The organism is Streptosporangium sp. NPDC048047, assembly GCF_040653115.1.
Classification (GTDB): Bacteria; Actinomycetota; Actinomycetes; order Streptosporangiales; family Streptosporangiaceae; genus Streptosporangium.
Map to the genome: position 1 here is coordinate 178,406 of NZ_JBEZNH010000006.1, position 22,247 is coordinate 200,652.

Sequence of the window (22,247 nt, forward strand, 5' to 3'; positions counted from 1 at the left end):
CCCGGCGTCTTCCGTGGCCTCTCTCCCGGTGGGTCAGCCGGGGGAGGAGGCCGGTCGTGCCAGCGGGCACTCCGCCGTCACCTCCCAGGCGCCCTCGGGGGTGGGGCCCGCGGCCAGCCGGCCGCCCAGCGCCTCGACGCGCTCGGCCATGCCCACGAGGCCGAACCCGCCGCCCAGCAGGGAGAACCGGCCGTCGGACGCCGAGCCGTAGTTGCGGACGCGCAGCACCACGATCCCCGGCGTCCCCCTGACGCCGGGGCCGTCCGGCCGGCCGTCACGCGGACCGGGCGGGCTCTCCGCGCCGCCCGCGCCGTACGGTCCGGCGGGGACGCCGGTCAGTCTCAGGTTCGCCTCCACCCAGCCCGCGTCCGGGGCGTGGCGGCGGACGTTGGTCAGCGACTCCTGCAGCACCCTGTGGAGGGTCGTCAGCACCTCCGGGGGGAGGGTGCCGTCGTCGATGCCGGGGCCGATGTCGAAGGCGACCGTGGGGCCGCCGGCGGAGAACCGCTCGACCAGCAGCCGCAGGTCCCGCAGCGTGCTGCCCGGGGAGCGGGCCGCCTCGTCCTCGGCGCGCAGCACGCTGACCAGGCGGCGCATCGAGGTCAGCGCGTCGGCCCCGGCGCCGGCGATCGCGTCGAGGGCGGGGACCACGGCGTCGGGTTTCTGCTCGGCGACGACGCGGGCGGCCTGCGCCTGCACGACGATCCCGGTGATGTGGTGGGCGACCAGGTCGTGCAGTTCCCTGGCCAGTTCCAGCCGCTCGGACCGCCGTACCGCGGACACCGCCTCCCGGCGGCGTTCCAGCTGGAAGCGGAGGTAGGCGCCCGCCCCGGCCGCGAACGCCCAGGGCACGAAGAGGGAGAACGCGGTGGCCACGATCTCCGGGGCCGACCGCAGGCGCCAGGCCGAGAACTCCAGCACGACCATCGCCGCCAGGGAGAACAGCGCCGCGCGCCGGACCGGCTCGATCGAGCGCAGCGCGCTGACGGTGAGGATCAGCAGCGCCCCGATCTCGGCGAACCCCGGCCTGCCGTCGCCGCCGGTGAACAGGATGATCAGGGTGACGCCGGACGACAGCGCCAGGAAGGCGCGGAGGCCGCTCACCCGGCGGGTGCGCCGCCACAGCACGGCGAGGAGGCCGGCCGCGCCGCACAGCAGGTTGGGCCACACCGGCCAGGTGTGGAGGCCCACCGCCAGCGCGACGTCGATCAGGAACAGCAGCGTCAGCCAGCCGATCAGCGCGATCTCGCTGAGCCGCCTGATCCAGTGAACGACGCGATGTGACTCACCCACGCTCACCGAGCCTAGGCCCCGGGTCGGTACGGCAGATCGGCCGTTCGGCCGACCGGCGTCCGGCGGGACCGGTCCTTCAGCGGAGGCGCGGGGGCGGGGCGGCGGGCGATGCTCGATGTGTCGAAGGGGAGGAACCATGACCGTCATCGGGATCGTGCTGCTGGCCATCGGGTTCGCGGTCGGGCTCTGCCTGGCCATGGCGGATCCGGTCCTGCTGTCGCGCGCCGCCGCCCAGGGCAGGGAGGCGGCCGGGCGCGGGAAGACCGGGAAGGGCGCCGGTGTGCCGCCGAAGGACGGCGGGACCCCGGAGAGGGCCGCAGGGGGTGCGGAGGAGGCGGACGGCGAGCTCATCCGGCTGCCGCGGACGGGCGCCGGGGGGCACCGGGCCAGGGCGGCCTGAGCCGGAGGGTCCGGCGGCCCGGAACGGCGGGCGCCGGAGACCGCGGTGGCTCGGGGCGGCCCGCGGCGGCTCGGAACGGCGGGCGCCGCAGACCCCGACGACTCGGGGCGGCCTGCGCGGGTGGGGCGGCGGGTGGCGGAACGGGACCGTGCGGGACGGGCCGCCCGCCTCTTCCGAGTAGCGTTGGCCCCATGAGTGAAGGATTCGAAACACTGGCGATCCACGCAGGCCAGGAGCCCGACCCGGTCACCGGGGCGGTCGTCCCGCCGATCTACGCCGTCTCCACCTACAAGCAGGACGGCGTCGGGGGCCTGCGCTCCGGATATGAGTACAGCCGGTCGGCCAACCCGACCAGGACCGCCCTGGAGGAGGCCGTCGCGGCCATCGAGGGCGGCGCGAGGGGCCTGGCGTTCGCGTCCGGCCTGGCGGCCGAGGACGCCGTGCTGCGCGCCCTGTGTCGGCCGGGCGACCACGTCATCATCCCGAACGACGCCTACGGCGGCACCTACCGGCTCTTCGCCAAGGTGCACGAGCCCTGGTCGCTCCACTACGACCCGGTGCCGCTCGGCGACCTGGACGCGGTGGCGTCCGCCATGACCACGAAGACGAAGATCGTCTGGGTCGAGACGCCGACCAACCCGCTGCTGAGCGTCTTCGACATCGAGGCGCTGGCCCACCTCGCGCACGAGAACGGCGCGCTGCTGGTGGTGGACAACACCTTCGCCTCGCCGTACCTTCAGCAGCCGCTGTCGCTGGGCGCGGACATCGTGGTGCACTCCACCACCAAGTACGTGGGCGGTCACTCCGACGTGGTCGGCGGGGCGCTCGTCGCGCGCGACGCCGAGGTGGGCGAGAAGCTCGCCTACCACCAGAACGCCATGGGCGCGGTGGCCGGTCCGTTCGACGCGTGGCTGACCCTGCGGGGCATCAAGACGCTGGCGGTTCGGATGGAGCGCCACTGCGACAACGCCGAGCGGGTCGTGGACCTGCTGCTGGCCCACCCGAAGGTGTCGTCGGTGCTCTACCCGGGCCTGCCCGAGCACCCCGGCCACGAGGTGGCCGCCAAGCAGATGAGGCGCTTCGGCGGCATGGTCTCCTTCCGGGTCGCCGGCGGCGAGGCCGAGGCGGTCGAGATCTGCAACCGGACGAAGCTGTTCACCCTCGGCGAGTCGCTCGGCGGGGTGGAGTCGCTGGTCGAGCACCCGGGCCGGATGACCCACGCCTCGGCGGTGGGCTCGCCGCTGGAGGTGCCCTCCGACCTCGTCCGGCTGTCGGTCGGCATCGAGACGATCGACGACCTGCTCGCCGACCTGACGCGGGCGCTGGGCTGACGGTCTGACGGGCGGGACCGGCCGTACGGCCCGGCGCGTACGGCGCGGCCGGGCCGGACGCGCGGACGCGCCGGACCGCGACCGTTCCGGACGGACCGCGACCGTTCCGGACGGACCGGGCCGCATCACCGGGCCGCACCGCCGGGCCGGGTCCGTGCGGAGCCCCGCCGCGGGCGGCCGGGCCGGAGCGGCCGGTCAGGACGGATTGCCCCAGACCATCAGCACCAGGATGACGAGCCAGATCACGCCGATCACGCCGGAGAGCGCGGCGACCCGTCCGACCTGGACCTTCGCGTCGCCCTTGCGGCCCTCGGCGGTCCCGCCGTCCTTGCCGTCCTTGCCGTGATCGCCGGAGAGGATCCGCAGGGCGACGCCCTGGTCGCGGACCACCAGGGCGAGGAGCGCCAGGGCGACGATGAACAGCGTCATCGAGACCGACAGGTACGGCCTGCCGAGATACTCGCGGCCCAGCAGCGCGCCGAACAGGAACACCCCCAGAGCCGCGATGCCGTATATGCGGGTGGTCCGGTGCAGGTAACGCAGGACGTTGACGTCTCCGGCGCGGATGAACCTCGGGGTGGACATGGTGGCGGCGGTGAGCGGCCCCAGCGCGAAGATCGCGAAGCCGATGTGGAGCCAGAGCAGCAGGTCTGTCATGCGCCAGACACTAACCCGCGGTGATCCCGCCCGCATACGGCTCGCTCGGGCCTTACCCACACTTCCGTCGCCGATGATCGTTCTCGGAACGTGGCCCGACGCGGGCCGGGCCGCCGGGGCCGGTTTCCGGGGAGGACCCGGGCGGAGACCGGTCGGCGGACCGCCCGGGTTTCCGGGCCGTGAGCGGTTTCCGGGCGGTGAGCAGGGGCCGGGCGGGCGGTGGAGGGCCGGTTCCGGCATCACGCGAGGGTAGATCTTCGCATTTCGCCACTGAGCACTCCGTCGGGGTGAGTAGGATCACAGGCGAACTCGTTCCCGTGTGTGAGGTCCCAGACGGCTCCGGCCGTGGCCGTTCCGGGCGGGTGGTGAGAACCGATCGTGGACGACGGCACAAGGGAGTGCCCCCAGTGGGTGTGAGACATGTCGAGCCGTACACCGAGGAGTGGCGGCGTCAGCCGGCCTTCTACGTGAGCCGCGTCGCCGAGGCGCTGGGCGCCGAGGTCGCCGACTGGTGGGAGGGCCCGTGCGATCCGCGCGCCGCCACGATCCTGCTGACCGGCGGGGAGGCGCTGGTGTGGGACGAGGAGAGCGGCTGGCGGCGGGGCCGCTACGTCTCCGGCGACCGTGAGACCTGCACGGCCCTGGCCGACGCCCGCTATCTCGGCGGCGGTCTGCTGCTCCGCCCGGAGCGGGTGCCCGAGGCCGTGGCGGACGCGCGGGCCGGGGTGGGCAACAGCACGGCCTGGCGGCCCTGCTACCGCTCCTACCGCCACTACCGCGACGGCTTCGACCTGGCGCTCGACTCCTACCCGGCCTACGTCGGCGCCTGAGCCCGGCGGGTCAGCGGGACCGGCGGGTCCGCAGGAAGTCGCTGACGACGTACTCCCCGAGGCGGTCGGCCTCGGAGGAGAAGACCCGGCCGCCGTTGCGGCGGGCCACCTCGTTCACGAAGTCCCGCAGCCGCTCGTCGTCGGCGAGCATGAAGACGTTGAGCGTCGCCCGGCGGCGCGTCATCTTGTCCACCTCGGCGAGCGTCAGCTCCAGCGTCTCGTTCGTGGGCGGCCACTCGAAGGCCGCCGAGCCGTTGCGCCGCAGGTGGGCGGTGGGCTCGCCGTCGGTGACCACGAGCACGACCGGCTCGAAGTCGGGGTGGCGGTCCAGGTGCCGTCCCGCGATCAGCAGGGCGTGGTGCAGGTTGGTGCCCTGGACCATGTCCCACTCCAGCCCGGCCAGCTCGTCGGGCGCGAGGACCCGGGCGTAGTTGGAGAAGCCGATGATCTGCACCGAGTCCTGCGGGAACTTCGAGCTGACCAGTGCCTGCAGGGCCAGCGCGGTCTGCTTGGCCGCCGCCCACGTGCCGCGCAGGGCCATCGAGTAGGAGAGGTCCACCAGCAGGCAGACGGCCGCGGCCGTGCGCCGCTTGGTCTCGGCGACCTCGAAGTCGTCGACCGACAGGGTCACCGCTCCGCCGCCCCCGCCGCCGCGCCGTACGGAGTTGACGACGGTGCGGACCACGTCGATGGGCTGCTCGTCGCCGAACCGCCACGGCCGGGAGGAACCGGTCAGTTCCCCGGCCGAGCCGGCGTCGGTCTGGTCGTGGTCGCCGCGGCGTCCGGCGTCGAGGGAGGCGAAGACGCGGCGCAGGGCGGTCTCGCCCAGGCGGCGGACGGCCTTGGGGGTCAGCTCCAGCTTGCCGCGCTGGCGGCGGAGGTAGCCCTGCTGCTCCAGCTCGCGCTCGACCTGCCTGAGCGCCTCCAGGTCGTCGACCGCGGAGCGGCCCAGGGCGCGGCGGACCGCGGCCTCGTCGATGTCGTCGAGGCGGGCGCCCGGGTAGTCCTGGCGCAGCGCCGCCTCCAGCTGGGTCAGGTCGGCGAGCTCGTCCAGGGCGGTGACCGCGTCGCCCATCCCCATCGGCTCCTCGCCGGACAACCGCTCGGGGGTGTTCCAGGCGAGGTCGGGGCGGCGGTTGTAGAGGGACTCGCCCAGGCGGCGCATCTCCTCGTCCAGGCCGGCCTGCTCCAGCGTCTGGCTCATCAGGTCGGCCAGTTCCTCGCGCTGCTCCGGGGTGAGCGAGGCCAGGAGGCGCTGGGTGGCGGCGGCCCGCCGGGCGAGGATGTCGACCAGCTCCTCCAGGTTGCGCGGCGCCTCCGGGAACATGTCCCCATATTTCGACATGAAGCCGTCGAAGTCGGATTGGGTGTGCTCGCCCCGGGAGTCCCGGTCGAGCATGTCGTTCAGCTCCGACATCATCCGCCGGACCCGCTCCATCGCCTCGGGATCGGGACTGGCCAGCGCCTGCTTCATGCCGCGGAACTGGCTGTCGAGCACCTCCCTGCGCAGCAGGTCGCGCAGCTCCTCGAAGGTCCGCCGCGCCTCCTGCGACCGCCACCGGTAGTCCGTCAGCTCCCGGATCGCGCCCGCGGTGTCCTCCGGCAGCCCGTCCAGCTCGGCCTCGCGCAGCCGGGCCTCGTCGGACGGGTCGGGGAACAGCGCGGCCCGCTCCTGTTCGAGGGCGCGGTCCAGCAGGGCGCGGGCCCGCTCCAGCGTCCCGTCGAGGCGGCCGCGCTCGCGCAGCTCACGCCGGCGGCGCCGTACCTCGCGGAGCAGGTCGTCCAGCCCCCGCCGGTCCCGCGCGCCGGGCAGGCCCTCCCGTAGCAGGTCGCGCAGCGCGTGGGCGGGGTTGGAGCCGGACAGCACCGAGTCGCCCATCCGGTCCAGCGCCGAACGCACGTCGTACGGCGGGGCCAGCGGGTCCGGGCCGTCCCGGTACTCGCCATAGCGGTAGGACATGGTGCCCCTTCCCGATGCGATGGGCCCGATGGGCCGACGGCTCCTGCCGGAGGGCCGGAGGGCCGCCGGTGTTCCCGCGGTTCCACCGGTTCTCCTACGGTGTCCCCACGAGGTCCCCGCGGCGTCCCCGCGGGGCGGGTGGATCAGGTGCGGTAGACCGCCCCGCCGTCCGTCTCGTCCTTGGACAGCCGGCGCAGGAGGTAGAGACCCTCCAGGGCGAACTCCAGCGCCGCCGCGGCGTGCCCCGGGGACTCGTTGCCGATGCCGAGCCGTTCCATGATCTTCGCCAGGCCGGTCACCGGGCCGATCCTGCCCAGCAGCTCCGAGGCCGGGACCAGCGGTCCGGACTCGACCTGGACGCCCTGGGAGAACTTCTCCAGCAGCGCGCTGAGGTCCATGCCGCCCAGGGTGCCGCGGAACGTCTCGGCCACCGCCCGGCGCAGCAGGTGGGCCAGCACCTCGGTCTCCCGGCCCTCCTCGCTGACCTCGAACTCCACCTTGCCGCGCAGCGTGTGCACGATGCCCGGCAGGTCGGCCACCCGGGCCACCGCGCGCTCCTCACCGGTCAGCGCGGCCCGCCGTACGGCCGAGGCCGCGGCGGTCTCGGCGGCGGCGATGGAGAAGCGGGCCGACACGCCCGACCGCGAGTCCACCGCGGTGGACTCGCGGACCAGCCGGGTGAAGCGCGCGATCGTCTCGACCAGGTGGTCGGGCAGGTCCGCGCCGACGTGGCCGAGGTCGGCCTCCTGCCGGATGAGGGAGAGCTCGGTCTCGATCGACAGCGGGTAGTGGGTGCGGATCTCCGCGCCGAAGCGGTCCTTCAGCGGGGTGATGATCCGGCCGCGGTTGGTGTAGTCCTCGGGGTTGGCGCTGGCGATCAGCAGGAGGTCCAGCGGCAGCCGCAGGTTGTAGCCGCGCACCTGGATGTCGCGCTCCTCCAGCACGTTGAGCAGTGCCACCTGGATGCGCTCGGCGAGGTCGGGCAGCTCGTTGACGGAGAAGACTCCCCGGTTGCTCCGCGGCACCAGGCCGTAGTGGACGGTCTCCGGATCGCCGAGCGTGCGCCCCTCGGCGATCTTGATGGGGTCGACGTCGCCGATCAGGTCGCCCACGGAGGTGTCGGGCGTGGCGAGCTTCTCGCCGTAGCGCTCGTCCCGGTGCCGCCAGGAGACCGGAAGCTCCTCGCCCAGCTCACCGGCCAGGCGGCGGCAGCGCACGCAGGAGGGCGCGTAGGGGTGGTCGTTGATCTCGCAGCCGTCCACCACCGGGGTCCACTCGTCGAGCAGGCCGGTGACGGTGCGGATCAGCCGGGTCTTGCCCTGGCCGCGCTCGCCCAGCAGGACCAGGTCGTGCCCGGCGAGCAGGGCCCGCTCCAGCTGGGGCAGGACGGTGTCGTCGAATCCCACGATGCCGGGGAACCGCGACTCCCCCGATCTGAGCCGGGCCAGGAGGTTCTCGCGGATCTCGGCCTTGGTGGTCCGGTGGATATGGCCGCTCGCGCGAAGCTCGCGCAGAGTTCGTGGCTCTGGAGTGTGAGGCACGCAACGAGCCTACGTCGCCCGCTCCGAAACCGGCACTCTTATCCCGGTTTCGGATCTTCGCCATTGTTGGCCGCCGGTGGGCGTGCCTGGTCCATCAGTGGGGAGAATCGCTCCAGGACAAGATTTCGGGCAAGAAGGAGAGGCGAGGCGCGTGGCGCTGTTGACGAGCCGTTTCGCCGATGGTCTCGCCGTCGGATCCGACCTGGTCGGGGCGACCGAGAACGCGGTCCGCCAGGCCCTGGGCGGCCTCAGCGGATCACCCGACCTGCTCTGCTTCTTCATCTGCGGCGACGACCCCGACGAGGTCGCCCGCGCGGGGCTGCGGGCGATGCGGATGGCCGAGGGCGCCGCGGTGATCGGATGCAGCGCCACGGGGGTGATCGGCGACGGTCAGGGCGTGGAGACCACGCCGTCGGTGAGCGCCTGGGCCGCGACCCTCGACGGGGCGCGGCTGACGACCTTCGCCCTGGACACGCTGCGCACCGACGACCGCTTCGTCGTGGTCGGACTGCCGGAGAACACCCCGGACGACCACGCGGCCATCCTGCTCGCCGACCCCTACAGCTTCCCCACCGACGGCTTCGTCGAGCGCTCCCACGAGGTGCTGGGCGCCCTCCCGCTGGTCGGCGGCATGGCCAACGCGACCGGGGGCCGCGGGGCGGTGCGGCTGTTCGCCGACGGGCAGGTCTACACCGAGGGCGCCGTCGGGGTGCTGCTCGGCGGCTCGCTCAGCGTCAGCACCCTGGTCAGCCAGGGGTGCAGGCCGATCGGCCCCACGATGGCCGTCACCGCCGTCGAGGAGAACCTCCTGCTGGAGCTCGCCGGCCAGCCCGCCCTCGCCCGGCTGGAGGAGATCGTCAGCGCGCTGGACGAGGACGACCGGGAGCTGGTCGCCTCCGGGCTGCAGATCGGCGTCGCCATGGACGAGTACGCCGAGCGGCACGAGCGCGGCGACTTCCTGATCCGGGGCGTGCTCGGCATCGACCCCGAGCGGGAGGCGGTGGCCATCGGCGACGTCGTCGAGGTCGGCCGTACCGTGCGCTTCCAGGTGCGCGACGCCGCCACCGCCGACGAGGACCTCTACGAGCTGCTCGACGCCCACCGGGAGGAGTTCGGCGACGTGGACGGCGCGCTGCTGTTCTCCTGCAACGGCCGGGGCTCGGCCATGTTCGGCAGCTCCGACCACGACGCCGCCGCGGTCCGCGATACCCTCGGCCCGGTCAGCGTGGCCGGGTTCTTCGCGGCGGGGGAGGTCGGCCCGGTGGCCGGGCAGAACCACGTGCACGGGTTCACCGCGTCCGTCCTGGTCTTCTCCTCCCGGCCGTCCGCGGAGGGGCCGTAGGATCGGCGGATGCCCCAGTCGGTGCTCGCCGTGGACGTCGGGGGGACGAAGCTCGCCGCCGCCCTCGTGGACCACACCGGAAACGTCCAGGAGGCCCGCCGGGTCGCGACGCCGCCCGGCGGTGACGCGGCGGCCCTGTGGGAGACGCTCGTCGGCCTCGTCGGCTCCGTGCTGCGCGCGGCGGGCTGCGACGACCGCGGGAGCGGCGCTGTCACCGGGGTCGGGGTGGGCTGCGGCGGCCCGATGACCTGGCCCGAGGGCGAGGTCTCGCCGCTGAACATGCCCGGCTGGCGCGGCTTCCCGCTGCGGGCCCGGCTCGCCGCGCGGTTCCCCGGGGTCCCCGTGCGCGTCCACAACGACGCGGTCTGCCTGGCCGCCGCCGAGCACTGGTACGGCGCGGGCCGGGGCAGCGCCAACATGCTCGGCATGGTCGTCTCCACGGGCGTGGGCGGCGGGCTGATCCTCGGCGGCCGGCTGATCGACGGCGGCAGCGGCAACGCCGGGCACATCGGGCACGTCGTGGTCGACCCGGACGGGCCCGAGTGCCGGTGCGGCGGCCGGGGCTGCCTGGAGGCGATCGCCCGCGGCCCGGGGCTGGCGGCCTGGGCGGTCGAGCAGGGCTGGGTCCCGGGCGCCGCCTCCCGATCCGGGCGTCCCGGACGGGTCGGCACAGGGCCGGCCGCTCCGCCGTACGGCGAGGCGGCCGACGGGGGCGCTCCGCCGTACGGCGGAGCAGCCGGCACGGCACCGGACACCGGCTCCGGCGACGCGGGGGAGCCGGGCGCCGGACCCGGCTACGTGGAGGAGGCGGCGGCCAGCGGGAGACGGCTCGCCCTGGACGCCGCGGCGGGCGACGAGATCGCCCTCGCCGCGATGGGCCGCGCGGGCCGGGCGCTGGGCGTGGCCATCGCCTCCGCGGTGAACCTCTGCGACCTCGACGTGGTCACCGTCGGCGGGGGCCTCTCCCAGGCCGGACCGCTGCTGTTCGATCCGCTGCGGGCGGCGCTGCGGGAGCACACGCGGATGGGCTTCGCCCGGCGGGTCAGGGTCGTCCCGGCCGCCCTGGGCCAGGACGCGGGCCTGGTCGGCGCCGCCGCCCTCATCCTCGCCGCCGACCGCTACTGGTCCCGCTGAACGGTCCCGGCCGACCTTGAGCCGCCCGTCCCCGAAGTCCGGGATCAGCTCGGGCGTCCACCGGAGGGTGATCCTCCGCCGGGCCGTCGCGTTCCGGGACCAGGATGACCTGGGGCGCGCGACCGCGGTGTCCTCTGCCGCCGGCCCACCGGACGGACCTCGTAGGACTCCACCGGCCGCCAAACGGATGGGATGAATGAGACGGATGAGGGGGGAAGTTCTGGCGTGTTACCTTTTGGGGCAGCCGGGTTCCGGCCTCCGGGGCCCATCCCCCAGGTCCGTGGAGGCAGCCATGACGTCCATGCCACACCTGCTCGCGTTCGGCGGTGTGGTGCTGCTCGGGGCGATGTCGCCGGGGCCCGACTTCGCCGTGGTCGTCCGGCGCTCCGCCGTCTCGGGCAGGCAGCGGGGCATGGCCGCGGCGCTGGGCATCGCGGCCGGCGTGTTCGTCTGGGCGGTGGCCGCGGCGGCCGGGGTGGCGGCGCTGGTGGCCGCGTCGGCGCTCGCCTACACGATCGTCAAGATCGCGGGAGCCGTCTACCTGATCTATCTGGGCGTCCGGATGTTCGTCGCGGCGGTACGTGGCGGAGACGCCGGGCCGGACACCCGGCGGGCCGATCAGACGGGCCTCTGGACGGCGTTCCGCGAGGGCCTGCTGTGCAACGTGCTGAATCCCAAGGCCGCGGTGTTCTTCGTGGCGTTGATGCCGCAGTTCCTGCCCGACGGGGCGTCGCCGGGGGACACACTGGCGCTGTCGGTGATCGCTCTCGTCATCACCATGGCGTGGTTCCTCGGAGTGGCCAACTTCGTCGGCGCACTGCGCAGGGTCTTCGCCCGGCCCACGGCGCGCCGGGTGATCGACGGTCTCTCCGGGACGGTCCTCGTCGCGCTGGGCATCCGCCTGGCCTTCTCCGCCCGCCCCTGACTCCCAGGATGGGAACCCCCGCTCACCGCAGGGCGTCCGCCGGTTCCATGCGGGCGGCGCGGAGGGCGGGGTAGAGGCCGGCGAGCAGGCCGACCAGGGCGCCGGCCACGGGCGCGGCCAGGGCGAGGCGGGCGTCGAGGACGGGGGTCCACCGCTGCGCGGCCGAGATGGCGACGACGGAGACCAGGCCGGCTCCGGCGCCGATCACCCCGCCGGTCATGCCGATCAGGGTGGACTCCAGGAGGAACTGGGCGGCGTACGGCACCAGCGTCGCGAGCTGGACGGCACACAGCGCGGTCACCTCGAGGTGCAGGCCGTCGAGCCAGGCCGGCCGGTCCGCCGCCGCGACGATCCTGGCCCGCAGCCCGCCGGAGACCAGCGCCCGCGCCTCGCGGAGCGGGGGCAGCGCGCGTCCCGGCTCGGCCGTTTCGAGCAGGGGGCGAGTCTGTCCGAGCGCCGGAACGCCGGGACGCGGCCGGTGCGGTGCGGCCGGTGGTCCCGGGGCGGGTCCGGCCTGGCGGATGTCAGGCGGCGGGTCTGACCGGTTTGAACAGCCAGGCGTCGAAGAGGGCGTCGAGCTGCCTGCCGGAGATCCGCTCCGCCAGGGCGACGAACTCCTCGGTCGTCACGTAGCCGTAGCGGTGCTCGGCCGTCCAGGTCCGCAGGACCTTGAAGAACGCCGCGTCGCCGATGCTCCGCCGCAGCGCGTGCAGCGCCATCCCGCCGCGCCGGTAGACGGAGTCGTTGAACAGGTCCTGCGGCTGCGCGCGGCCGGGGGGATACTTCCAGATCGCGTCGCCCGCGGGGTGCGCGTCGTACGTGGCGCGGAAGGACCGCTCGGCGGGGACGCCGTTGTGCTCCTTCCACAGCCACTCGGCGTACGTCGCGAAGCCCTCGTTGAGCCACAGGTCCTTCCACCGCCGGATGCTCAGGCTGTCGCCGAACCACTGGTGGGCCAGCTCGTGGGCGACGGTGTCGTCGTCGGGGACGAACCCGCCGTACATGGGCTTGGTCTGGTTCTCCAGGGCGTAACCCGCGGAGAAGTCGTCGATCACGCCGCCGGTGGAGGAGAACGGGTAGGGGCCGAACACCGTGCTCCAGTAGTCGGTGATCCGCCCCGACTGGCTGTACAGCCTGCCCAGGGAGTCGCGGTAGCGGGGGTCGACCGCCGCGAGGTTCGCGATCCCGGAGGCCGTCGTGCCCTGACGCAGCTCGAACCGGCCCAGCGTGATGGTGGCGAGGTAGGTCGCCATGGGGTGGCTCTCGCGCCAGCGGAAGGTCGTCCTGCCCCCGCTCGTCACCGGGGCGCCGACCATCTCACCGTTGGCCAGCACGGTCAGCCCGGCCGGGACGGTGACCTCGAAGTCGTAGCCGGCCTTGTCGGCGGGATGGTCGTTACCGGGGAACCAGGTCTTGGCGCCGTTGGGCTCGCTGGTGACGAAGGCGCCGTCACGGGTCGGGATGAACCCGTAGGTGCCGAGGTTGGAGGAACCGGTGATCGGCTTGGGCTCGCCGTCGTAGGAGACCACGACGGTGAAGCGGCCGGAGGCCGGGAGGGGCGTCGCGGGGGTCACGGTCAGCTCGGTGCCGGCCCGGGCGAACGTCGCCGCCCGCCCGTCCACGGTGACCCGGGCGACGCGGAAGCCCGACAGGTCGAGGTTGAACGCGTCCAGGTCCTGGGTGGCCTTCGCCGTGATCGTGGCCACGCCCTCCAGGCGCCGGGAGGGCGGGTCGTAGCCGATCCGCAGGCCGTAGTGCTCGACGTCGTAGCCGCCGTTGCCGTCGGCGGGGAAGTCGGGATCGCCGATCCCGGGGGCCCCGATCCGCCCCGATCGCCGGGCGTCGTGCCGGGGCGCCGGATCGCCGTCGGCGACGTGGGCTGTGGAGGCCGCGGGGGCCGCGGGAGCCGCCTCCCCCTTCGACGCCGTGCACGCGGTCGCACCGACCCCGCCGAACGCGGCGAGCGTGCTGAGAAACGTGGCGGTTGCCCCGATGGCCAGTCGACCGGACGCCATGCCCGTGGATCCCCCTTCCGGGCCCGGACCGTGCCGGGCACCGCACGCAGACTACGTGACGGGGAGGTGCTACCCACGGTAACGGAGCATCGGCCGGGGGTGTCCGTGGGGTCGTGTCGCGGATGACCCGTTCGCGCCGCGGCCTTTCCGGGCGGCAGGACGCCCGGAAAGGCCGCGCGGGCGGCGTCAGAGGTTGCCGCGGCGGTCCTGCTCGCGCTCGATCGCCTCGAAGAGCGCCTTGAAGTTGCCCTTGCCGAAGCCGAGCGAGCCGTGCCGCTCGATCAGCTCGAAGAACACCGTCGGGCGGTCCTGAACCGGCTTGGTGAAGATCTGCAGGAGGTAGCCGTCCTCGTCGCGGTCGACCAGGATCTTGCGCTTCTTCAACTCCTCGATCGGGGCGCGGACCTCGCCGATGCGGGCGCGCAGCTCCGGGTCGTCGTAGTAGGAGTCGGGCGTGTCGAGGAAGTCGACGCCGGCGGCCCGCATGTGGTCCACGGCGCTGAGGATGTCGTTGGTGGCCAGCGCGACGTGCTGGACGCCCGGACCGCCGTAGAACTCCAGGTACTCGTCGATCTGCGACTTCTTCCGGGAGACCGCCGGCTCGTTGAGCGGGAACTTCACCTTGCGGGTGCCGTCCGCGACGACCTTCGACATCAGCGCCGAGTACTCGGTGGCGATGTCGTCGCCGACGAACTCGGCCATGTTGGTGAAGCCCATGACCTTCTTGTAGAACTCCACCCACTCGTCCATCCGGCCGAGCTCGACGTTGCCCACGCAGTGGTCGACGGCCTGGAAGAAGCGGCCGTTCTTCACCGCGGGCGCCGCGACGATCGGCTCGGCGGCGACGAAGCCCGGCAGGTACGGCCCGCTGTAGTTGGACCGGTCGACCAGGGTGTGCCGGGTCTCGCCGTAGGTGGCGATCGCCGCCATCACGACCTTCCCGTGCTCGTCCTCCACGGTGTACGGCTCGGCCAGCCCCCGGGCGCCCTGGGAGATCGCGTAGGAGTAGGCGGCCTCCACGTCGGGGACGTCGATGGCCAGGTCGATGATGCCGTCGCCGTGCTCGGCGACGTGCCGGGACACCCCGGTGCCCGCGCGCACCGCGCCACGCAGCTCGAACCGGGCGCCGCCGGAGGTCAGGACGTAGGAGACCTCGTCACGGCTGCCGGTCTCGGGCCCCCGGTACGCCACCAGCTTCATGCCGAAGGCGCTGGAGTAGTAATGGGCGGCCTGCTTGGCGTTGCCCACGGCGAAGACCACGGCGTCCATGCCGTTCACAGGAAAGTTGTCCCTCATGCCGATACTTTCGGATTTCATGAGCTGTGTGCGCAAGAGTTACGTGAATTACTGGACAATATGCCCATTCGGCCGCGCACCTTCCGGGGGTATCTGGACATCATGACGATCGATCAGCTCGACGCCCGGCTCATCGCCCTGCTCACCAGGGAACCGAGGCTCGGGGTGCTGGAGTGCTCCCGGCGGCTGGGCGTGGCCCGGGGCACCGTGCAGGCCCGCCTCGACCGGCTGTCCGCCCGGGGAGTGATCACCGGGTTCGGGCCCGACGTGTCACCCGCGGCGCTCGGCTACGACGTCACCGCTTTCGTCACCCTGCAGATCCGTCAGATCAGCGGGCACGACCCGGTCGTCGACCAGCTCGCCGCCATCCCCGAGGTGCTGGAGGTGCACACGATCACCGGCGGGGACGACATGCTCTGCCGGGTCGTGGCGCGCAGCAATGCCGATCTCCAGCGGGTCATTGACCTGATCGTTGACGTCCACGGGGTGGTCAGGACCTCGTCGGTGATCGCCTTGGACACTCCCGTGCCATACCGGGTCCTCCCTTTGGTGGCCGATGTGCCGCGCCAGGTCAAGAGCTAGCCGTACCATCCCAAGCAGGGTTCAGGCACCGTTATGCATCGTTTACCCTTACGGTTCGCGCAGTTGACGGGGGGTCGGCCGCGCCAGGGGATGGGGGTCACCGCGTGCGAGAGGGCGGGAAGAGAAGGCCGGGACGGCGGTTCCTGCGGCTGACGCTGATCGCCTTGGGCGTCGTCATCGTCTCCATGGTGGGCGTTCTCGGGGTGGTGTGGGCGATGACCCCCATCCCGGACAGCACACAGCCGAAGGCCACCGCGCAGGGCTCGGTGATCTACTATCGCGACGGCAAGACCGTGCTGGCCAAGCAGGGGGTCAACCGCCGCAGCGTGCCCCTGGCCCAGGTGCCGGAGAGCGTCAGGAACGCCGTCATCGCCGCCGAGAACCGCTCCTTCTACGACGACAAGGGCGTCTCGCTCAGGGGCACCTTCCGCGCCATGTGGTCCACGGTCACCGGTCAGCAGCTCCAGGGCGGCTCGACGATCACCCAGCAGATGGTCCGCAACTACTACAGCGGCCTGAGCCAGGAACGTTCCATCGTCCGCAAGCTCAAGGAGGTGATGATCTCCTTGAAGGTCGACCAGTCCAAGCCCAAGGACTGGGTGCTGGAGCAGTACCTCAACACGATCTACTTCGGCCGGGGCGCCGACGGCGTCCAGGCCGCGGCCCAGGCGTACTTCGGCAAGGACGTCGCCAAGCTCGACGTCGCCGAGGGCGCCTACCTCGCCGCGGTGATCCAGCAGCCGTCCCGGTTCGCCGACCCGCACGGCGCCGACCTCGACGCCGCCCGGACGCGCTGGCGGTCGGTGGTCGACGGCATGACGCAGATCGGCGCGCTGACGCCCCAGCAGGCCGCCGCCACCACCTTCCCCACCCTCAGGAAGCCCCGCCCGGTCTTCTCCCTCAAGGGCCAGCAGGGCTACATGCTCGACCAGGTGGCCGCCGAGCTCAAACGCCGGGGATACACCGACGAGGCCGTCAACCAGGGCGGCCTGAAGATCGTGTCGACCTTCGACAAGAACCTCATGGCCGCGGCCCAGCGGGCCGTCACCTCCGTCATGCCCGCCGGCACCACGAAGAAGGTCCGCACCGGCCTGGCCGCCGTCGACCCCGGCACCGGCGAGGTCGTCGCCTTCTACGGCGGGCGCGACTACGACGCCAACAAGTTCGACAACTCCTTCTCCGCCAAGGTGCAGGCCGGCTCGACGTTCAAGGCGTACACGCTGGCCGCGGCGCTGGAGAACGGCCTCGGCCTCGGCACGCGGGTGAACGGCAACTCGCCGATGACGGTCGCCTCCGCCCCCGAGGACCCCATCCCCAACTCCGGCGGCACCTCCTACGGCCAGATCGACCTCGTCACCGCCACCCGCAACTCGGTGAACACCGCCTTCGTCGACCTCGGGCAGAAGGTCGGCCTGGACAAGGTCGTCAAGGCGGCCAAGGCCGCGGGCATCCCCGCCGAGCAGCTCACCCCGCACCGCGGCGCGCCCACGCTCCCGCTGGGCGTGGCGTCGGTGAGCGCGGTGCAGAACGCCTCCGGCTTCGCCACGTTCGCCGCGGGCGGCGTCCACCGTGACGCCCACGTGATCCGGTCGGTGACCGACGCCCTGGGCAAGGTCACGAAGTTCGACGCCAAGGGCAGGCGGGCCTTCGGCGAGCAGACCGCCGCCGACGCCACCTACGCGCTCACCCAGGTCGTCGAGGGCGGCACCGGCTCGGCCGCCCGCCTCTACGACCGGCCGGTGGCCGGCAAGACCGGCACCACCGACGGCTCGGCGTCGGTGTGGTTCGCCGGTTTCACCCCGCAGCTCGCGACCGCGGTGGACATGTTCCGCGACGACCACAAGCCGGTGGTCATCAACGGGGCCGTCCAGTACGGCGGAAGCTACCCCGCGCAGGTCTGGCGGGCCTTCATGGCCGAGGCGATGAAGGGCAAGCCGGTCAAGGAGTTCCCCGAGCCGTCCGACTACGGCTACGACCCCTACGGCGGCGACGGCCCCTCCGCCTCGCCCGACGACGGCTACGGCGACGACGGCTACGGCGACGGCGGCTTCCGCGACGACCCGTCCGCCCCGCCGTTCGACGACGGCCCGCCGTCCCCCGACCCCGGGGACCGCGGGACCGGCCCCCGGAACGACGGCCCCGGGGACGGCCAGGGCGACGGCACGGGCCCGCAGAACGACCCCCGGAACGGCCCACCGGACCGCACGGGCGACGGCGGCCCCGGCCAGGGCTTCGGCGACGGGACCGGCGGCGGCGACCCCCGCACCCAGGACCCCGCCCGGCAGGAGGGCCCCGCCCAGCGGTTCCCCGTCGGCTGACCGCGCCGGGCGCCCCGGACGGCCCCCGCCTTCCAGAGGTTCCCGTCGCCTGACCGCTCCGCCGCGTCCCGGACGGCTCCCACACGGATGCCGCGGATGACGCGGTGATCCGCCCGGCCCCGCGGCGGCCTTTTCGGCCGGCCCGGGGCCGCGCCGCCCGCGGGTCAGGCGGTCAGCTCGGCCCGGAGCGCCTCCGGCGTGGTGACGGGCATCCGGCAGGCGAACCCGCGGCACACGTATGCCGCCGGGGCCCCGTCCACCGTCCCCCGGCCTTCCAGGAGGGGGACGCCGGCCGTGCCGGGCTCGCCGAGCGCCACGACCATGCCCGGAGCGGGCGACATCAGGGCCGCACGGTGCAGCGCGACGGTCGCCGGGTCACCGGCCGGGCCCACCACCGCGACCTCCACGGGGCCGGAGACGGCCGCCTGGGCCACCGCCAGCCCCCACCCGGCGAACCGGGCGTGCCGGTCGGCCAGGACGCTCACCGTGCCCAGAGCCGCCTCCGCGGCCTCCCGGTGCCGGGCCGAACCGGTCAGCGCCCCGTACGACAGCAGCGCGCCCGCGACGGCGAACCACCCCGACGGGGTCGCGTTGTCGGTGGGGTCCTGCGGGCGCTGAAACAGCCGCTCGGCGTCATCGGCGGTGTCGAAGAACCCACCGGCGCCGTCCGCGAACCGGTCGAGCGCGCCGTCCAGCAGCGTCCCGGCGAGCCGGAACCAGCGGACCTCACCGGTCACGCCGTACAGCGCGAGCAGACCCTCGGCCAGGTCAGCGTAGTCCTCCAGGACGCCGGCGCCGGTGCCGGCCCGGCCGCCGAGCGACGTGCGCAGCAGCTGGCCTCCGTCGACGTGCACCTCGTCGACCAGGGTGGCCGCCGCCCGCGCCGCCTCCACCAGGTCGGGCCGGTCGAACAGCGCCCCGGCCTCGGCGAGGGCGGCGATCGCCAGGCCGTTCCAGGCGGCCACCACCTTGTCGTCGCGGCCGGGCCGTACCCGCTCGGACCGGGCGGCCAGCAGGGCGGCGCGGACGCGGGCGAACCGCTCGGGGTCGTCGGGGTCGGCCAGGAGCTGCAGCACCGAGGCGCCGTGCTCGAACGTGCCGGTCACCTCGAACAGCGAGACGGCCCAGGCTCCGTCGTCCTCGCCCAGGACCCCGGTGATCTCCTCGGGCGTCCAGACGTAGAACCTCCCCTCCACGCCCTCGCTGTCGGCGTCCAGCGCCGAGGCGAAGCCGCCCTCGGGTGTGCGCATCTCGGCCAGCAGCCAATCGGCGGTCTCCAGCGCCACCCGCCGGGCGAGCACCGACCCGGTCGAGCGCCACCAGTGCGTGTAGACCCGCAGCAGCAGGGCGTTGTCGTAGAGCATCTTCTCGAAGTGCGGCACCACCCAGCCGGCGTCCACGCTGTATCGGGCGAAGCCGCCGCGCAGCTGGTCGTAGATGCCGCCCCGCGCCATCGCCTCCAGCGTCCGCCCGGCCATGGCCGCCGCCTCGCCCGCGGCGCTCCGGTCGCCCTCCGGGGCGGTGGGCCGGGAGGCGGCGGCGTAGCGCAGCAGGAACTCCAGGGCCATCGACGGCGGGAACTTCGGCGCCCCGCCGAACCCGCCGCGGTCGGGGTCGAAGGACTGCCGCAGGCTCCGCACGGCCCGGTCCAGCGTGTCGCGGTCCGGCACCGGGCCCGACGGCAGCGCCGCCTGCTCGTTCAGCGCCTGGACGATCTTCGAGCCCTGGTCCAGCACCGCCTCGCGGTCACGGGCCCAGGCGCTCGCGACCCCGGTCAGCAGCCGCTGGAAGTGGGGCCGCGGGAAGTACGTGCCGGCGTAGAAGGGGTGCCCGTCCGGGGTGGCGAAGACCGTCATCGGCCACCCGCCCTGGCCGGTCATGGCCTGGGTCGCGGTCATGTAGACCGCGTCCACGTCCGGACGCTCCTCCCGGTCGACCTTGACGTTGACGAAGTGCTCGTTCATCAGCGCGGCGGTCTCGCCGTCCTCGAAGGACTCGTGCGCCATGACGTGACATCAGGTGAAGTCAAGAAGCGGGTAACCAGTGGCAGGATGAGTACCCCACACTGATCAGTAGGGGAACGTCCCGCCGTCTCGCTTCTTGCATCGCCTCCTCTCCCCAAGGCCGCCAGTCAACTGGGTTGTCGGCGTGCTGGAGGAGGTAGGGAGATGTCTCGCTACCCAGTCGGTTCATGCCCCCATGGTCTCATGCGACCCGTCTGTGACACGAGGGTGCTGAGAAACATCCGTCGCGCCGGATGATGATGGACTCGCCGGGGGCGCTGCGGACATCATGTCGATCATGACCTGACGAGACCGTACGGGAGACCTGGATTTCCTGGTCATTCATAGCCTTGGCTCCATACGACCTGGATGGCCTGCTCCTTTCCGGTCTTTCTCCCTCTTCCCACGGGGTTCACGATGATCATTGTGAACATGTCGGCGATGATCGCTCGCTTCTGGCCGAGGTTCATGCCGTCTCTCCATAAATGATCGACGTCCATGGACGGCCCGTCGGCCGCCTTCCGCTCCTTCTTCCAGGCGGTGCGCTCCATCTGCAGTCGCACTAAGTGATCTCTGATATCGATGGACGCGGTGAAGTACCGTTCATCGGTGATTTCGCCTGCGAGCCATTTTCGATGCAGGGCGTCCAGCTTGCGGTCAAGCTCGGTGATCACCCCCTCCTTCGTGAACGGTTCGGTAAGGGTCGCTCGGGTGGCCCGCTCCTTCATCTTCGTGATGACGAGTTCTTCGATGCGCCTGTCCGTCTCCGGCCCCGAGCGGCCGACGCCTGAGCATCCGCCTTCGCTCTTCGGCGGACAGGTGTAGGTGTAACCGGCTATGCCTTTATTGGTAGCCGTACCCCTTAGTTTCGCCATGCACGGCCGTTCCGTGTCGGGTCGGACCCTTCCACATCTCAGGTGACCTGACAGGAGATACTTGGTTGCCTTGTCGACGGACCTGCCTCGTTCGGCTGGAACCGCTGGACGTGGTTCCTCTCCGGTCGCGGGAAGGACGTCCCGGCTGGTGCGGCGGATGCGGGGTCTGTACCGTGTCCAGACCTGTTCGAGTTCTGCGACGGTGCAGATCGTTTCCCAGTCACCGATTTTCGGCTGCCCGGTTTCTTCGTCCATATAGACTGTGCCGTCGATCATCCTGAGTCCCGCGTTGCGGGGGTTCGCAACGATTTGTTTTATAGTTTGACCCCGCCAAGGGCCACCGCTGCGCGTCGGGATTCCAGATTCCTGGAAGATGCGGACGATGCCGGCCCAACTCTCGCCGGCAATGCATGCCTCGACGGCCTTGCGGACCAACGGAGCCTCTTCTGGATTTGACATCCTGCCGTCGGGCGACCAGCCGAAGGGGCGTACCCCCACGTGCGGGATGCCTCGCATGGCGCGGCCTTCGTGCCATATTCGAGTACGGGATTTCTTCTTCCTGATCTCGCCCAAGCTGACGGTGACGTTGATCAATCCTCTGAGATCAGCGCCTTCTGCGTACAGATCCTGGTGTCCGGCGTGGTCGTAGAAATGTCTACCGGGATGTGACCGGAATGCGGTGACGAACCGTTGCCACTGATCCGGCAGGCGGTAGATGCGGTCTTCCTCCGTGCAGATGACACCATGCACCGGATATCCCTCCGGAGTGGTGTGCCGGATCAGGTCGTCGATCATGGCTTCGTATTCAGGTCTGTAGTCATTCTTCGCGCTGGATAGATCATTGTCGATGTAACGGCGAACGATTCGGTATCGCGGGCCCATGCGGCGGACCCGCATCCGCATGCAGCCATGTTGGGTGGTGATCCCGCTGGTCTCGTTTTTGCCTCTCCTGGTGTCGGAGATACGTGCGTAAGCGATCAGGCAGATGACTCCCTGCTCAATGCACTCGGCCACAGATGGGATGCCTGTCGGCACCCCGTGCTCCGCCAGTTCTGCGAGCACCTCTCCCTTTTGCGGACGCAATGCGGACCCTTTCCGATCTGAAGAGATATGACCCTTATGCTGGAATTAAGCGGCCTTGTTCATCGACCACGTTCTCAACGTTTAACAGAATATTACGAGAAGTCGTTCACCGGCATGGGTTTCTCGTCCATGGCGTTGTGTCGGAGGGAGCGAGGTGGCGCACCGCGAACTGTTCGGAGAGAGCGTCGGCGGCATTGGGCGGGACGCCGCGTGAAGGAGCCGCCCGCCCGGTGGTCCTCGACTCCCGGACACTCTCCTTGTTCGTTCCTACGGATTCCTACCGGCTCCTACGGGACGCCGACGGCGGAGGATCTCGTCCATGGTGGTCGTAGGCAGCGTCCCGGCCTCGGCCGCCGCGTGGACGCGGTCACGGTCGGGGTCGGTGTCGAGCATCGCGTGGCCCCACCAGGCGGTCAGCACACCGTCCAGCTCCGGTCCCTGACGGGCTTCGAGCAGCTCCGCGAAGAACCGGGCGCGCCGTCCGCCGCGCAGCGCGCTGGAGATCCTGCCGATCGTCCGAGGTACCCGCTGCGAGTCGGTCGCGTGCCGGTGGACGGGCCGGGTGCTCATCCGTACCGCCTTTCCTCGCTTTCCCGCCAGGGTACGGCGTCGCCGTACGGTTTCGTGTGCCATCGGTGACACCGGCGGCTCAGCCGACGGCG

General features: G+C 72.1%; 17 protein-coding genes and 1 pseudogene. 8 read left to right on the top strand and 10 right to left on the bottom strand.

Features of this window, described 5'->3' with window-relative positions; genetic code table 11:
- Positions 1 to 33 precede the first annotated feature (33 nt).
- Entirely contained in the window at positions 34 to 1,293 is a 1,260-nt protein-coding gene (locus AB0D67_RS07825) for a histidine kinase (protein ID WP_362931102.1), read from the bottom strand.
- Positions 1,294 to 1,429: 136 nt separating this feature from the next.
- Here AB0D67_RS07825 and AB0D67_RS07830 point away from each other — a divergent pair, with 136 nt between their 5' ends.
- On the top strand, positions 1,430 to 1,693 hold the full coding sequence (locus AB0D67_RS07830; protein ID WP_362931104.1) for a hypothetical protein: 264 nt from the start codon (positions 1,430 to 1,432) through the stop codon (positions 1,691 to 1,693).
- Between the two features lie 191 nt (positions 1,694 to 1,884).
- The gene (locus AB0D67_RS07835; protein ID WP_362931107.1) at positions 1,885 to 3,024 is read left to right on the top strand and encodes a cystathionine gamma-synthase; all 1,140 of its coding nucleotides are present in this window, start codon (positions 1,885 to 1,887) and stop codon (positions 3,022 to 3,024) included.
- A 195-nt stretch (positions 3,025 to 3,219) separates the two neighbouring features.
- On the opposite strand, the gene AB0D67_RS07840 is transcribed toward AB0D67_RS07835, so the two are convergent.
- Positions 3,220 to 3,681: a hypothetical protein gene (locus AB0D67_RS07840; RefSeq protein ID WP_362931109.1), complete on the bottom strand. Its 462-nt coding sequence runs from the start codon at positions 3,679 to 3,681 to the stop codon at positions 3,220 to 3,222.
- A 407-nt stretch (positions 3,682 to 4,088) separates the two neighbouring features.
- Between AB0D67_RS07840 and AB0D67_RS07845 the strand changes: the two genes are divergently transcribed.
- Entirely contained in the window at positions 4,089 to 4,511 is a 423-nt protein-coding gene (locus AB0D67_RS07845; protein ID WP_362931111.1) for a DUF6292 family protein, read from the top strand.
- A 10-nt stretch (positions 4,512 to 4,521) separates the two neighbouring features.
- Here the strand turns inward: AB0D67_RS07845 and AB0D67_RS07850 are convergent, their stop codons facing one another.
- Together AB0D67_RS07850 and AB0D67_RS07855 are read right to left on the bottom strand one after the other, a co-directional pair.
- The gene (locus AB0D67_RS07850) at positions 4,522 to 6,471 is read right to left on the bottom strand and encodes a hypothetical protein (RefSeq protein WP_362931113.1); all 1,950 of its coding nucleotides are present in this window, start codon (positions 6,469 to 6,471) and stop codon (positions 4,522 to 4,524) included.
- Positions 6,472 to 6,614: 143 nt separating this feature from the next.
- The gene (locus tag AB0D67_RS07855) at positions 6,615 to 8,012 is read right to left on the bottom strand and encodes a sigma 54-interacting transcriptional regulator (RefSeq protein WP_362931115.1); all 1,398 of its coding nucleotides are present in this window, start codon (positions 8,010 to 8,012) and stop codon (positions 6,615 to 6,617) included.
- A 151-nt stretch (positions 8,013 to 8,163) separates the two neighbouring features.
- On the opposite strand from AB0D67_RS07855, the gene AB0D67_RS07860 reads away from it, so the two are divergent.
- From AB0D67_RS07860 to AB0D67_RS07870, 3 genes are all read left to right on the top strand, one after another.
- On the top strand, positions 8,164 to 9,354 hold the full coding sequence (locus tag AB0D67_RS07860; protein ID WP_362931117.1) for an FIST N-terminal domain-containing protein: 1,191 nt from the start codon (positions 8,164 to 8,166) through the stop codon (positions 9,352 to 9,354).
- A gap of 9 nt (positions 9,355 to 9,363) precedes the next feature.
- Positions 9,364 to 10,488 carry an ROK family protein gene (locus tag AB0D67_RS07865; RefSeq protein ID WP_362931119.1) on the top strand — a complete coding sequence of 375 codons (1,125 nt, stop codon included), beginning with the start codon at positions 9,364 to 9,366 and terminating at the stop codon, positions 10,486 to 10,488.
- A 292-nt stretch (positions 10,489 to 10,780) separates the two neighbouring features.
- Positions 10,781 to 11,413 carry a LysE family translocator gene (locus AB0D67_RS07870; protein WP_362931121.1) on the top strand — a complete coding sequence of 211 codons (633 nt, stop codon included), beginning with the start codon at positions 10,781 to 10,783 and terminating at the stop codon, positions 11,411 to 11,413.
- Positions 11,414 to 11,435: 22 nt separating this feature from the next.
- On the opposite strand, the gene AB0D67_RS07875 is transcribed toward AB0D67_RS07870, so the two are convergent.
- From AB0D67_RS07875 to hppD, 3 genes are all read right to left on the bottom strand, one after another.
- A complete protein-coding gene (locus AB0D67_RS07875; RefSeq protein WP_362931123.1) occupies positions 11,436 to 11,714 on the bottom strand; it encodes an FtsX-like permease family protein in 279 nt (92 codons plus the stop codon).
- Positions 11,715 to 11,937: 223 nt separating this feature from the next.
- On the bottom strand, positions 11,938 to 13,428 hold the full coding sequence (locus tag AB0D67_RS07880; protein WP_362931125.1) for a M1 family metallopeptidase: 1,491 nt from the start codon (positions 13,426 to 13,428) through the stop codon (positions 11,938 to 11,940).
- A 186-nt stretch (positions 13,429 to 13,614) separates the two neighbouring features.
- A complete protein-coding gene (hppD, locus tag AB0D67_RS07885; protein ID WP_362931127.1) occupies positions 13,615 to 14,724 on the bottom strand; it encodes a 4-hydroxyphenylpyruvate dioxygenase in 1,110 nt (369 codons plus the stop codon).
- A 102-nt stretch (positions 14,725 to 14,826) separates the two neighbouring features.
- On the opposite strand from hppD, the gene AB0D67_RS07890 reads away from it, so the two are divergent.
- Positions 14,827 to 15,306, top strand: coding sequence for an Lrp/AsnC family transcriptional regulator (locus AB0D67_RS07890; protein ID WP_362931129.1), 480 nt, complete (start codon positions 14,827 to 14,829; stop codon positions 15,304 to 15,306).
- Between the two features lie 104 nt (positions 15,307 to 15,410).
- The gene (locus AB0D67_RS07895; RefSeq protein WP_362931131.1) at positions 15,411 to 17,624 is read left to right on the top strand and encodes a transglycosylase domain-containing protein; all 2,214 of its coding nucleotides are present in this window, start codon (positions 15,411 to 15,413) and stop codon (positions 17,622 to 17,624) included.
- A gap of 164 nt (positions 17,625 to 17,788) precedes the next feature.
- Here AB0D67_RS07895 and AB0D67_RS07900 read toward each other — a convergent pair.
- From AB0D67_RS07900 to AB0D67_RS07910, 3 genes and pseudogenes are all read right to left on the bottom strand, one after another.
- Positions 17,789 to 19,817 (bottom strand): annotated as a pseudogene (locus AB0D67_RS07900) (thioredoxin domain-containing protein).
- 148 nt (positions 19,818 to 19,965) lie between these two features.
- Positions 19,966 to 21,564, bottom strand: coding sequence for a recombinase family protein (locus AB0D67_RS07905; protein WP_362931133.1), 1,599 nt, complete (start codon positions 21,562 to 21,564; stop codon positions 19,966 to 19,968).
- 288 nt (positions 21,565 to 21,852) lie between these two features.
- Entirely contained in the window at positions 21,853 to 22,155 is a 303-nt protein-coding gene (locus AB0D67_RS07910; protein ID WP_362931135.1) for a hypothetical protein, read from the bottom strand.
- Between the last annotated feature and the right edge of the window lie 92 nt (positions 22,156 to 22,247).

Coding starts and splice junctions, on each gene's coding strand:
- AB0D67_RS07830 (WP_362931104.1), top strand. CDS start 1,430: ATGACCGTCATCGGGATCGTGCTGCTGGCCATCGGGTTCGCGGTCGGG.
- AB0D67_RS07835 (WP_362931107.1), top strand. CDS start 1,885: ATGAGTGAAGGATTCGAAACACTGGCGATCCACGCAGGCCAGGAGCCC.
- AB0D67_RS07910 (WP_362931135.1), bottom strand. CDS start 22,155: ATGAGCACCCGGCCCGTCCACCGGCACGCGACCGACTCGCAGCGGGTA.
- AB0D67_RS07850 (WP_362931113.1), bottom strand. CDS start 6,471: ATGTCCTACCGCTATGGCGAGTACCGGGACGGCCCGGACCCGCTGGCC.
- hppD (WP_362931127.1), bottom strand. CDS start 14,724: ATGAGGGACAACTTTCCTGTGAACGGCATGGACGCCGTGGTCTTCGCC.
- AB0D67_RS07890 (WP_362931129.1), top strand. CDS start 14,827: ATGACGATCGATCAGCTCGACGCCCGGCTCATCGCCCTGCTCACCAGG.
- AB0D67_RS07865 (WP_362931119.1), top strand. CDS start 9,364: ATGCCCCAGTCGGTGCTCGCCGTGGACGTCGGGGGGACGAAGCTCGCC.
- AB0D67_RS07880 (WP_362931125.1), bottom strand. CDS start 13,428: ATGGCGTCCGGTCGACTGGCCATCGGGGCAACCGCCACGTTTCTCAGC.
- AB0D67_RS07870 (WP_362931121.1), top strand. CDS start 10,781: ATGACGTCCATGCCACACCTGCTCGCGTTCGGCGGTGTGGTGCTGCTC.
- AB0D67_RS07840 (WP_362931109.1), bottom strand. CDS start 3,681: ATGACAGACCTGCTGCTCTGGCTCCACATCGGCTTCGCGATCTTCGCG.